Origin of the sequence: Collinsella sp. LCP19S3_A6, from assembly GCF_052122015.1 — a bacterium.
Taxonomy (GTDB): Bacteria; Actinomycetota; Coriobacteriia; order Coriobacteriales; family Coriobacteriaceae; genus Collinsella.
This window is the reverse complement of sequence record NZ_JBQKDD010000004.1, coordinates 139,126-150,424: the sequence shown is the minus strand read 5'-3', so window position 1 is coordinate 150,424 and position 11,299 is coordinate 139,126. Positions and strand designations below refer to the sequence as shown.

Sequence of the window (11,299 nt, the reverse complement as noted above, 5' to 3'; positions counted from 1 at the left end):
AACCGGAGTGAAGATGAAAACACCGGGCCGCTGCAGAGCACCCACAGACCGCAGGGACGGGAGCGGCTATACTACTCTCAGTAGTTAAGGGTCGCGGATTCGCCGCGTCACCGCTCTCAACAGGAGGTCTTTATTTATGGCAGATCAGAAGCCGGTTGTCGGGATCATCATGGGCTCCAAGTCCGATCTGGGCGTTATGGAAGGCTGCACCGCCGAGCTCGAGGCGCTGGGCGTGCCCTATGAGCTCGTGATCGCAAGCGCGCACCGCACGCCGGCGAAGGTTCACGAGTGGGCTTCGACTGCTGCCGATCGCGGTATCAAGGTGATTATCGCCGCCGCCGGCAAGGCCGCTCACTTGGGCGGTGTCGTGGCTGCCTTTACGCCGCTGCCGGTTATCGGTGTTCCTATGAAGACGAGTGACCTGGGCGGCATGGATTCGCTGTTGTCGATGGTGCAAATGCCTTCGGGCGTGCCCGTAGCCTGTGTTGCCATCAACGGCGCCAAGAACGCCGCTATCTACGCCACACAGATTCTGGGCGCTTGCGACCCCGAGTATCGTACGGTCATTGAGAAAATGAAACAGGAGATGGCTGACGCGTAAGATCGCCACCATTCCTTTTGTGCCATAAGGAGAGTTATGTCCGACTATCAGGGAAAACGTTTTAGGTCCTCTCAAATCCCCGACCCTTCAAAGCCCGCTGACAGCCGTGCGCCTCAGCAGGGTCGGGCATCCTCTCCCCAGCATGCCCGTGCCCCACGCCCCGTGGTGCCGACAGGGCAGCGCCGCCAGCACCAGAATACGCCTGCCGCATACCGTCCTTCGGCGTATAGCACGGCGAAATCGCCGCAGCGTACTACGCCACCGGCCCATAAGGACTCGGCGGGACATGTCCAACAGCCGCGCAAAAAACGTCGGTCGATTTTCCCTATCTTGCTCATCATTGTCGGAATCGGATTGATTGTTGCCGCAGCGGCTATCTACATCAATGCGCAAATTGGCTACAAACAGGCAAGCGACTCGTATGCAAAGATCGAGAAACAATATGTGAGCGATAAGGATGGCAGCGGCATCCCCGTCGTTGATTTTGATGCCCTTGCGCAGACGAACCCCGAGATTGTCGGCTGGATTTACGTTCCGGATACTACTATCAATTATCCGGTGGTTCAGGCCAACAATAACTCCAAGTACCTCAACACGTTGTTTGACGGTACATCCAACGCTTCCGGTGCAATTTTCCTGGACTGCGACGATACGGCCCCCGGTATGGTGGACCAGCAGACCACGATCTATGGCCATCATATGAACGACGGCTCGATGTTCAACATTATTTCGGACACAACCGACCAGGCAAAGTTCGATAGCATCGAGTATGTGTACTACATTACGCGCGACGGTACGTATAAGCTGAGACCGCTGGCGACCAAGGTGGTTGAGGATACGTATGCCAAGGCGCGCGCGACCAACTTTGAGGGCGACGACGGGCTGACGAATTATCTGTCCGAGATGCTCGATGGCGCCTCGGCCGTGGCAAACGATGCGACCGACCGTGCTGCCTCGGCAACTAAGGTTGTAACGCTTGTGACCTGCCGCTCACTGTCATTTAGCAATACGCGCGCCGTCATGGTGCTCACACCGGTCGAGGAATAAGTGGTTCGAGAGTAGCTAATTTGGGACGGGGCTCTTTTAGCTACCCCAGTCACCTAACCCAGCAAAATCATTCTGCATGCCCGCGGTAGCTAAAAGAGCCCCGTCCCAAATTAGCTACTCGACGACGGAAAAAAGGGGAAGCGATGCTTGAAAGCGGCAAATTGATGCCTTCGGTCGATGCGTGGCTGCGCGAAGCCAAGGCCGACGCTTCGGCGCCGGCGTGTGGCATGTACCTGACGCACAATGGCGTGGTGCGTGCGACACCCAAGTCCGAGGCGCGCGGTGTCGAGACCGATGGCGTGGCGCCGGGCCACAAGGTGGGCGGCATGGTGTTTGGCTTCGATGCCGAAAAGGTGCAGGCCGCTATCGAGTCAACGCGCGCGATGCCGGGTATCGGCTATGTGCGCGTATGGCTGGCGAGCGGCGAGCTTGCCGTGGGCGACGATATCATGCTCGTGCTCATTGGCGGAGACATTCGCCCGCATGTGGTCGATGCCCTGCAGGCGCTCGTCGGCACTATCAAGAACGAGTGCGTGAGCGAGGTCGAGCGCGAAGCGTAACGCCTAGCCGGCAACCCGTGTACGTCTATAGCAAAAGTCCGCTGGCAGTTCATGTAGATCTGCCAGCGGGCTTTGGTGTGTTGGGGCTGTTTTGTGCCGGCGCTCGCTACACGCGTGTGGCGTCCTTGGGGCTCATGGTCATGCTTTGGAAGCGATTTTCCATATACTCGTTATCGAAGTACTTTCCGTAGAACTGCGCAACGGGAATATCGCTGGCCGTGCCGTTGACACGCTGGTACCAGTAGTCGAGCGATTGCAGCGTCATGACGCCGTCGACCAGCATGATGATGGTAAAGATGACGGTGGCTGAGTAGCGACTCTTCCAGGGAATCATGTTAATGAGCTTGAGCAATCTGGGCAGCAGCAGCTTGATCCAGATGAGTCCGCCCAGACCCCACAGGCAGGCGAAGCCCGTGCAAGTGCGACCGCCCGTAAGCACGGCGAGCGGATCGGGCATGCCAAAGAGCTTCATATGCGAGTAGCTCCACGAGACCACACCGAACGAGGTCTGCATAAACCAGCCCACAAAGACCTCAAAGCTTGCGCCAAGCAGGGCGCTCACCAAAAAGATAATGATGGGGTTCTTTTTGTAGAAGCGGTTGAGCACCATGGTCATGAGTACGGCGCCAAATCCGTAGATGGGGCTGAAGGGGCCAAATAGCATGCCGGCGCGGTTCTGGTAGACGCCTGGATCGTCGACCGTCATGTGCCAGATGTCCTCCATGATCAGGCCGAGCACGCAGCAGACAAAGAATACCCAGAACAGGTTGAAGTAGTTGAGCTTGATGTAGCCCTCGCCGGTCTCATCGCGGCCGAGCATGCCCTCGGCGGCGGCGTCGCGATCGAGCATCTCCTGCAGGCGGCGCTGCAGTTCGCGCTCCTGACGAAGCGTTGGGTCAACAGTGGCCGAAAGCGCGACGAGGATGCCGAGCTGGATGGCGGGGCGCAGCAAGAACGGCCCGATACCCTGGAGCATCACGTCGACCAAAAGCTCAACGACGGTAAGTGCGATAAGGATATAGGACAGGCGCGCGGCGTTGCGGCGCTGGTTCTTGATGAGGTCCAGGCCAAAGATGATCAAGATGACCGCGCTCGCCGCCGAGAGCATGATGCCGGCGACGATAAGGCCGACCGCGACGAGCGTGTTGTCGCCGAGCTTGGCGGCGGCGTTGCCGTTGATGAGCGCGGTGATGACCTGCCACATAAAGGCGCCGACCGAAGGGAGCGTGCCTACGCCGGACAGGATGCACAGGACGGCGTACACCTTAATGATGAGGGGAATCTTCTTGACCTCCGTGGCGCTGGGGACGCTGGGGTCGAGTTCGTTTCGATCCATACGGAACCTTTCTCGTTTTGTTGTAGGTTACAAGGATACGCCGCCGACCTGCTAAAAGACAGGACGAATGGCCCAATTGCAGCAATGTAAGCCCTAACGGTGGGCGAGACGCGTCGCGACGGAAACATACGGGACTGTTGGCCCCGAGGGCGGGTTGCCCAATAAAATGTTTGGCCGCAAAACGGATTATAAGCTCGGTGGGCTTTTAAAAACCGCTGTTCATGCGCGGGAGTGCTTGTCTTGCCGTGCGTATAATAAGGCAGGTAACGACAAATAACGAGGCTCTGAGGGGATGCCATGTCTCAAGAAACCATCCGCGCGGCCGAGCGTGCTACGGGACGGGTGACGACCATGTCGACGTATGATCCGGACTCCGACCAGCTGCATGAGGAATGCGGCATCTTTGGTGTGTGGGCACCCGATCGCGACGTGGCTCGACTGACGTACTTTGGTCTGCGTGCGCTGCAGCATCGCGGCCAGGAATCGGCGGGAATCGCCGTGGGCGATGGCGGCACGGTTATGGTTCGCAAAGACCTGGGACTGCTCGATCGCGTGTTCTCCAACGCCGACCTGTCGACGCTCTCCGGCCAGTTGGCTGTGGGCCACGTGCGCTATGGCACCGCCGGCGCCAAGAGCTGGGAAGCCTCGCAGCCGCATCTTTCCACCATCAACAGCGTCATCATCGCGCTCGCGCACAACGGCACCCTGGTTAACACTGACGAGCTGCGCCGCCAGCTGATCGAGCTCGGCGTGCCGTTCCTCTCCAATTCGGATTCCGAGGTCGCGACCAAGCTCATTGGCTACTTTACCCAGCGTACGGGCCACCTGCGCGAGGGCATTCGCAAGACCATGGAGCTCGTGCGCGGCGGCTACGCCATGACGCTCATCAACGAGCAGGCACTCTACGCTTTCCGTGACCCGCATGGCATTCGTCCGCTGGTGCTGGGCAAGCTCGTGGACGAGGGCCTGGACCAGGCCGACGCCGCATCCGTTTCGCAGCTACCGTCGCAAGACGACGCCGCGAGGGTCGACGCTGCCGCTCATGTCACGCGCGCTGGCGGCTGGGTCGTTGCCTCCGAGACATGTGCACTCGATATCGTGGGCGCCGAGTATGTCCGTGATGTCCGTCCCGGCGAGATCTTGCGCATCAGTGCCGAGGGCCTGGTATCCGAGCAGGGTGTGCCCGCTGCCAAAGAGCCCGCTAACTGCATCTTTGAGCAGGTCTACTTTGCCCGCCCCGACTCCATCATGAATGGCAAGAGCGTCTACGCCTGCCGTTACGACATGGGTCGTCAGCTGGCACACGAGGAGCCCGTCGATGCCGACCTGGTCATCGGCGTGCCCGACTCCGGCCTGCCGCCTGCGGAGGGTTATTCGCGCGAGAGCGGCATTCCCTTTGGCGAGGGCCTCATCAAGAATCGCTATGTGGGCCGTACGTTTATCGAGCCCACGCAGGAGCTGCGTGCCATGGGCGTGCGCATGAAGCTCAATCCACTGCGCGACAATATCGAGGGCAAGCGCCTGGTCGTCATCGACGACTCCATCGTTCGCGGCACCACCATGGTGCAGCTCGTCAAGATGCTGCGCAACGCCGGCGCCAAGGAGATTCACATCCGCATCAACTCGCCCGAGGTCATCTGGCCGTGCTTCTACGGCATCGATACCGACGTGCAGTCGCAGCTCATCAGCGCTAACAAGACGGTCGATGAGATCTGCGAGTACATTGGCGCCGATTCGCTGGCCTTCCTTTCGGTCGAGGGCCTGCTGAAGGTCATGCCCAAGGGCGGCTACTGCGATGCGTGCTTTACCGGTCGTTATCCCGTGGCGATTCCCGAGAGCTTTGGCCGCGACAAGTTTATGGAGGGCTTTAAGCCCCGCAACCTGGATAAGCCGCTGCACTTTGGCGACGACGCCGTGGTCGAGAAATACGATGACCGCAGCTGGGAAGAGAAGCACGGCGAGGCCTAAAACCTGCCATTTAGGGACAGGTTTATTTTGGCAGGTTTTATCTGCTGTTTTGTTGATATGACGGCGCGCACCGCTGCGGTGTGCGCCGATATGAACGCAACTATGAGCACTGTTTGGCGTCTGTGTGTCAAACGGTAGTGGGAGAGGAAGGCTCAGATGAGCGACAGCAAGCATGTGACGTATGAGGATGCCGGCGTCGATACCGCCGAGGGCGGCCGCGCCGTCGACGCTATTAAGCAAATGGTTAAGGATACCAACCGTCCCGAGGTTATCGGTGGCATCGGTGGCTTTGGCGGCCTGTTCTCGGCCGCCGCGCTTAAGGATATGGAAGACCCGATCCTGATCAGCGGTACCGACGGCGTGGGCACCAAGCTCGTCCTCGCCCAGATCATGGACCGTCACGAGACGGTGGGCCAGGACCTGGTCGCCATGTGCGTCAACGACATTTTGGCTTCGGGCGCCGAGCCGCTCTTCTTTTTGGACTATGTTGCCATCGGTCACATCGAGGCCGAGCACATGGCAAAGATCATCAAGGGCGTGGCAGACGGCTGCAAGCTCGCGGGCTGCGCGCTCGTGGGCGGCGAGATGGCCGAGCACCCGGGCGTCATGGCTCCCGCCGACTACGACCTCGCCGGCTTTACCGTGGGTGTCGTCGACCGTCCCAAGATGCTCGACCCCGCCAACGTCCGCCCCGGCGACGTGATTCTGGGCCTTCCCTCCACCGGCGTGCACTCCAACGGCTACTCGCTCGTGCGTAAGGTCATCGGCGTTGACGGCATCAAGCCTGGTACGCCCGAGGCCGCCGCTAAGGCCGAGGAGCTGAGCCGTCCGCTCGAGGAGCTCGGCGGCGCATCACTGGCAGACGCTCTGCTGGCCCCCACGCGCATCTACGTCAAGCCGATTCTTGAGCTGCTCCGCGGCGGCGCTCCGGTGCACGCCATCGCCCATATCACCGGCGGTGGCATCACCGAGAACCTTAACCGTGCGTTGGCCGACGACGTCGACGCCGTGGTCACCCGCAATGGCGCCGAGATGGGCTGGGACATTCCGCCCGTCATCGCCTATGTTTCGCACCAGGCCGAGCTTACGCCCAACGAGGCATGCAAGACCTTCAACATGGGCGTCGGCCTGTGCCTGATTGTCGCTCCCGAAGATGAGGCCGCGGTAACCGATGCCCTGGTCGCGCTGGGCGAGAAGCCGTTCCGCGTGGGCGAATGCGTCGAGGGCTCCGGTAAGGTCGTGTACTCCGATGAGCGCTAACGAGCAGACGGCTGCCGCCGAGGGCCTGGGTTTTGCGCCCTATACCCGTCCGACCGGCACCGATACCACCGAGCCGCTCAAGATCGGCGTGCTCATCAGCGGTTCGGGCACCAACCTACAGGCGCTCGTCGACCTGATCGCCGCCGGCAAGCTCAATGCTTCGATCGAGCTCGTGGTGTCGAGCCGTCCTTCGGCCAAGGGCCTGCAGCGTGCAGAGCGTGCGGGTATCCAGACGCTGACGCTCTCCAAGGATGTCTACGCCGACCCTATCGCCGCCGACGAGATTATTGCGCACGAGCTTCTCGAGCGCGGCTGCGAGTATGTGGTCATGGCTGGCTACATGCGCATGGTGCATACGCCGCTGCTGGCGGCGTTCCCCAACCGCGTTGTCAATCTGCATCCGGCGCTGCTGCCGAGCTTTACCGGTGCGCATGCGATCGACGATGCCTTTACGCGCGGCGTCAAGGTGACCGGTGTGACTGTGCATTTTGCCAACGAGATCTACGACAACGGCCCCATCATTGCCCAGCGCGCGCTGGCCGTTGAGGAAGGCTGGGACGTCGACACGCTCGAGGAGCACATCCATGCGATCGAGCACGTGCTGTATCCCGAGGTCGTGCAGATGCTCGCTGACGGCCGCGTCCACGTGCTGGAGAGCGGTAAGGTGGCAATTGATCCGGCGCGCCATCGTGCGTAAAAGGATTCGCCTGGTTTTCCTTGCGACGTAAACTATCAAAAAGCTGATTGGGGCATATGGAATCACATGTGCCCCAATCAGCTTAATACCTCTTTGATTTTGGGCTTTGGATAACGTGACGGGCACCATTCCCATTCCAAGAAATCCGATAGGGCCTCGTCCGTGTGTGGGCGGGGCCCTTTTGCGTGGCCTTTTATGTTTGCTATACTGCTAGCAAGTAGAGAGGAGCCGCTATGGGTACAGCGACGGTGCAGCTCAATACGCGAATCGATCCTATGCTCAAAGCTGGTGGCGATGCGGTCCTGGCTCGCAATGGATTGGGGCCGAGCGATGCCGTTCGTGCGCTTTGGGCCTATCTCGTCGAGCATCAAACGTTGCCGGGATTTATGGTGGCGGATAAGCGTGAGGCACTCCGTGAGGAGAGCCTGGCTGAGCAGGGGTGTGGCCTAGCTTTTTCATCGCTGGGGCTAAATGCTTCGGATTTTGCGCCAGTTGGATCATCTGCGGAAGACTGGGACGCCGTACGAGATGATATGTATGACACGATGAGTGCCGATATTGAGGCGAATTGTCGATGATCGAGGCAAAGCATCTCTTGGTAGATACGAACGTTTGGCTCGATTATTACCTGCAAGAGGGGGCGTTCGACGAAGCGAAGAGATTAGTTGAACTGGCCGAAGCGGGAAAGATTGACCTTCTGTACACGCCCACGACGGCAAAGGATGTGTTCTATATCCTGCCTCGGCGTCTGGCCCGGCGGAATGCGAATGGGATTAACGTGTCGTTTGCCTCGGCGTCATGGGCCTGCATCGAGCACATGATGCAGGTGGCAACTGCCTCTCCGCTTTCGTTGGCAGAGTGCGAGATGGCGCGCATGCTTGGCAAGCGCATGCCGGATCTCGAAGACAACCTCATCATCGCTTCGGGCGAGACGGCAGATGTTGACTACGTGGTCACGAGCGACCGGCGCATGCTGGAGGCGATGCCCGAGGTGTGCTTGACGCCTGCCCGCGCACTCGAGATGATTGGGATCCTCGGCTAACCTTGCCTGTCTGGTTTCGCTATCATATGGGGCATTGTGAACCTCATGCAACTTTGGAGGACGGTATGGCGGATAACGCCGAGATGCTATTCGCGCCTGAGCTGGTGTTTTTTGATTGGGAGTGCGCGACGCCGGATGAGGTGTTTGCGCGGCTCGAGGGCGAGCTCGCTCCGCGCGGCTACATTGCGTCCGGTTGGCTCGATGCCGTCCGTACGCGCGAGGACATCTATCCCACGGGCCTCGCTATGCCGGCGGCCAATATTGCCATTCCGCATACCGATCCGGGGTTTGTGGCTAAGCCCTATATCGCGGTGATGAAGCCCTCCGCGCCCGTGACGTTCAATGCTATGGCGGGTATGGGTGCCCCCGTGCCGGCGCAGATCATCATCAATCTGGGTATTGCCGAGCCGGGCGGCCAGGTCGAGGCTCTGCAAGCGCTTATGAATATCTTTATGGATGCTGACGCCGCAGCCGACGTGCTCGGCCAGACTTCGTCCCAGGGCATGGTCGACGCCATCCGCCGCCACTTCTAGGGCCGGCATTTGGGGACTGTCCCTAACTGCCGGCAGAAAAGGAACGTCCCTAGCTGTCGGAGCTGTCCCCTTTGCACCAAAATGGTGCAGATTAACCTGTCTCCCATGCACCAGGTGTGCCGCGGGGCTGCGTTGTGACACAATGACGTTTGTTCGATTCGTGATGCGAAAGGCCAACTATGGCAAACAAGAAAAAGAACTCCGAGGCCGCACCGACGCCCGAGCAACGGTCCCGCGCTGCCTCCAGCTCTCGCAAGAAGCAGCGCAAGACGTACGTGTCTAAGACCGTCAAGATCGTCCTGGTGGTTATCGGCGTGCTGGCAATGCTGCTTTCCGTCTCGGCCATGGCGTGCTCCGGTTTGATGTCGCAGACCGAGAACAATAACTCGGGTTACAAACTGACCGGCGGTGTGGCTGCTACCGTCAACGGAACCAATCTCACCGAGGACACCGTAACCAAGCAGATCATGAGCATGCGCACGTCCTACGGCTACACCAAGGATGAGGATTGGGCGCAGTATCTGGTTGACAATGACCTGACGCCCAAGAAGTACCGCAAACAGCTCATCGATTCCTATACGCAGCAGATTCTGCTCCAGCAGGCGCAGAAGGAGAACGGCGTGACGGTTTCGGACGAGGAAGTAGAGAAGGCTTGGAAGGACGCCTGCAAGAGCGCGGGCGGCGCCAAGACCTTTAAGGAGACCCTTAAGACCTACGGCTATACCGAGGACACCTACAAGGACTCGCTCAAGGAGAGCCTGGCGCAGCAGAAGCTTAAGGATGCCGTTGCTCCCACCAGCAAGCCCAAGGACAGCGAGATTGTCGATTACATTAACGAGAACCTGTCTAACTACAACGATGCCCGCCGCTCGTCGAACATCCTGATCAAGGTTGATTCCGACGCTTCGGACGAGGACAAGGCCGCCGCCAAGGCCAAGGCGCAGGAGTGCCTGGATAAGATCAACTCCGGCGAGCTGAGCTTTGAGGATGCCGTGAAGCAGTATTCCGACGACACCGGTTCCAAGGAGAAGAAGGGTGACGTGGGCTGGGATAAGCTCACCACCTTTGTCGACAGCTACCAGACGGCGCTCGAGGGCCTTAACAAGGGCGATGTGAGCGACGTGGTCGAGTCGACGTATGGCTACCACATCATCAAGTGCACCGACTACTTCCATGTCGATGGCCAGGTCGATGACATCAATCAGGTGCCCAAGGCTATTAAGAAGTACGTTTCCAATGTGGTGAAGACCCAGGCATCGGGCACGGCATACAACGAGTGGCTGGAGAAGTACACGAAGGATGCCGACATTACCGTCAACCCCATGCCCAAGGACGTGCCCTATAACGTGAGCCTGAAGGGCGTCACCAAGAGCTCGACCGACGATTCGTCGACGACTGAGTAATCAAGGGGCGGTGCTCGTGCGAGTGCCGCCCATGTTATTGAGGAGGATTTGCAGATGACCAACGAAGAGCTGCAGCAGGAAATGATTGCCGCCATGAAGGCCAAGGACAAGGTTCGCCTGTCTATCATTCGCCAGGTCAAGGCCGAGGTTAAGAACATCGAGGTCAACGAGCGCCGCGACGTGACCGAGGAAGACGTCAACAGCATGATCAAGCGTCTGATTAAGCAGACAAGCGAGACGTTGGAGATGTCCATCAAGGCCGGTACCGATCAAGATCGTACCGACAACCTGACCGAGCAGGTCAAGATTCTGGAGAGCCTACTGCCCGCGCAGGTTTCGGGCGAGGAGCTCGAGGCGCTGATCGAGCAGGTCATCGCCGAGCTGGGCGCCACGTCCAAGAAGCAGATGGGCCAGGTTATGGGGGCGCTCGGCAAGGCCACCGGCGGCAACTTCGATAAGCCTGCAGCTGCCAAGATTGTCGGCGGCAAACTCGCGTAATTTGTTACGCGGTTTTACCAAACCGCGTAACGGCTCGACGCTGCAAACCCGTACACGCGGCAATCTGACGTTCAATTTCAAGGGCGCGACCATGAGGTCTGCGCCCTTTCATTTCACGTCACCTTGCTCGCGTGTACGGGTTTTCGCTGACTTATGCTCAACAAGGGCGGTTGTATTATTTTCGGGTCTTGAGGGGTGTGGCCGTCATGGTCGCGCCCCTTTTTGGTGGGCTGGGTACTCATTTAAGCCTGTCCCCAATGAGTGGGTTAAAGGTTGCGGGTTCTTTACGGGAATGTAGTGTGGGCTGCGGAAACGTGGTTCTTTCCGTAAAATAGAGCAATTCGTGTAAGCGCA

At 59.3% G+C, this 11,299-nt stretch carries 12 protein-coding genes; 11 read left to right on the top strand and 1 reads right to left on the bottom strand.

What is annotated here, in order from left to right:
- Positions 1 to 136 precede the first annotated feature (136 nt).
- From purE to ACTQVX_RS04075, 3 genes are all read left to right on the top strand, one after another.
- On the top strand, positions 137 to 601 hold the full coding sequence (gene purE / locus ACTQVX_RS04085; protein ID WP_373575402.1) for a 5-(carboxyamino)imidazole ribonucleotide mutase: 465 nt from the start codon (positions 137 to 139) through the stop codon (positions 599 to 601).
- A gap of 354 nt (positions 602 to 955) precedes the next feature.
- Positions 956 to 1,648 (top strand): class B sortase, encoded by a 693-nt coding sequence (locus tag ACTQVX_RS04080; protein ID WP_441041468.1) that lies wholly within the window; start codon positions 956 to 958, stop codon positions 1,646 to 1,648.
- A gap of 143 nt (positions 1,649 to 1,791) precedes the next feature.
- Positions 1,792 to 2,208: a molybdenum cofactor biosynthesis protein MoaE gene (locus ACTQVX_RS04075; protein ID WP_441560300.1), complete on the top strand. Its 417-nt coding sequence runs from the start codon at positions 1,792 to 1,794 to the stop codon at positions 2,206 to 2,208.
- A 106-nt stretch (positions 2,209 to 2,314) separates the two neighbouring features.
- Here the strand turns inward: ACTQVX_RS04075 and ACTQVX_RS04070 are convergent, their stop codons facing one another.
- On the bottom strand, positions 2,315 to 3,544 hold the full coding sequence (locus ACTQVX_RS04070) for a putative ABC transporter permease (RefSeq protein WP_441560298.1): 1,230 nt from the start codon (positions 3,542 to 3,544) through the stop codon (positions 2,315 to 2,317).
- A gap of 297 nt (positions 3,545 to 3,841) precedes the next feature.
- Between ACTQVX_RS04070 and purF the strand changes: the two genes are divergently transcribed.
- From purF to ACTQVX_RS04030, 8 genes are all read left to right on the top strand, one after another.
- Complete coding sequence (gene purF / locus ACTQVX_RS04065) at positions 3,842 to 5,512, top strand: amidophosphoribosyltransferase (protein WP_441560296.1); 1,671 nt, start codon at positions 3,842 to 3,844, stop codon at positions 5,510 to 5,512.
- Between the two features lie 156 nt (positions 5,513 to 5,668).
- Complete coding sequence (gene purM, locus ACTQVX_RS04060; protein ID WP_154516718.1) at positions 5,669 to 6,772, top strand: phosphoribosylformylglycinamidine cyclo-ligase; 1,104 nt, start codon at positions 5,669 to 5,671, stop codon at positions 6,770 to 6,772.
- On the top strand, positions 6,762 to 7,469 hold the full coding sequence (gene purN, locus ACTQVX_RS04055; RefSeq protein ID WP_427728849.1) for a phosphoribosylglycinamide formyltransferase: 708 nt from the start codon (positions 6,762 to 6,764) through the stop codon (positions 7,467 to 7,469). Before purM ends, purN begins: the two co-directional genes overlap by 11 nt.
- A 233-nt stretch (positions 7,470 to 7,702) precedes the next feature.
- Entirely contained in the window at positions 7,703 to 8,047 is a 345-nt protein-coding gene (locus ACTQVX_RS04050) for a type II toxin-antitoxin system RelB/DinJ family antitoxin (protein WP_441560294.1), read from the top strand.
- Complete coding sequence (locus tag ACTQVX_RS04045) at positions 8,044 to 8,511, top strand: PIN domain-containing protein (protein WP_427747589.1); 468 nt, start codon at positions 8,044 to 8,046, stop codon at positions 8,509 to 8,511. The genes ACTQVX_RS04050 and ACTQVX_RS04045 overlap by 4 nt, the downstream gene beginning before the upstream one ends.
- A 65-nt stretch (positions 8,512 to 8,576) precedes the next feature.
- A complete protein-coding gene (locus ACTQVX_RS04040; protein ID WP_427793748.1) occupies positions 8,577 to 9,044 on the top strand; it encodes a PTS sugar transporter subunit IIA in 468 nt (155 codons plus the stop codon).
- A 179-nt stretch (positions 9,045 to 9,223) separates the two neighbouring features.
- Positions 9,224 to 10,447 carry a peptidylprolyl isomerase gene (locus tag ACTQVX_RS04035; RefSeq protein WP_441033130.1) on the top strand — a complete coding sequence of 408 codons (1,224 nt, stop codon included), beginning with the start codon at positions 9,224 to 9,226 and terminating at the stop codon, positions 10,445 to 10,447.
- A gap of 54 nt (positions 10,448 to 10,501) precedes the next feature.
- Complete coding sequence (locus tag ACTQVX_RS04030; protein WP_427795123.1) at positions 10,502 to 10,945, top strand: GatB/YqeY domain-containing protein; 444 nt, start codon at positions 10,502 to 10,504, stop codon at positions 10,943 to 10,945.
- Positions 10,946 to 11,299: the final 354 nt, after the last annotated feature.

Bases quoted from the DNA above. Each gene is read 5' to 3' on its own strand.
- purE (WP_373575402.1), top strand. From the start codon at position 137: ATGGCAGATCAGAAGCCGGTTGTCGGGATCATCATGGGCTCCAAGTCC.
- ACTQVX_RS04075 (WP_441560300.1), top strand. From the start codon at position 1,792: ATGCTTGAAAGCGGCAAATTGATGCCTTCGGTCGATGCGTGGCTGCGC.
- ACTQVX_RS04070 (WP_441560298.1), bottom strand. From the start codon at position 3,544: ATGGATCGAAACGAACTCGACCCCAGCGTCCCCAGCGCCACGGAGGTC.
- purF (WP_441560296.1), top strand. From the start codon at position 3,842: ATGTCTCAAGAAACCATCCGCGCGGCCGAGCGTGCTACGGGACGGGTG.
- purM (WP_154516718.1), top strand. From the start codon at position 5,669: ATGAGCGACAGCAAGCATGTGACGTATGAGGATGCCGGCGTCGATACC.
- purN (WP_427728849.1), top strand. From the start codon at position 6,762: ATGAGCGCTAACGAGCAGACGGCTGCCGCCGAGGGCCTGGGTTTTGCG.
- ACTQVX_RS04050 (WP_441560294.1), top strand. From the start codon at position 7,703: ATGGGTACAGCGACGGTGCAGCTCAATACGCGAATCGATCCTATGCTC.
- ACTQVX_RS04045 (WP_427747589.1), top strand. From the start codon at position 8,044: ATGATCGAGGCAAAGCATCTCTTGGTAGATACGAACGTTTGGCTCGAT.
- ACTQVX_RS04040 (WP_427793748.1), top strand. From the start codon at position 8,577: ATGGCGGATAACGCCGAGATGCTATTCGCGCCTGAGCTGGTGTTTTTT.
- ACTQVX_RS04035 (WP_441033130.1), top strand. From the start codon at position 9,224: ATGGCAAACAAGAAAAAGAACTCCGAGGCCGCACCGACGCCCGAGCAA.
- ACTQVX_RS04030 (WP_427795123.1), top strand. From the start codon at position 10,502: ATGACCAACGAAGAGCTGCAGCAGGAAATGATTGCCGCCATGAAGGCC.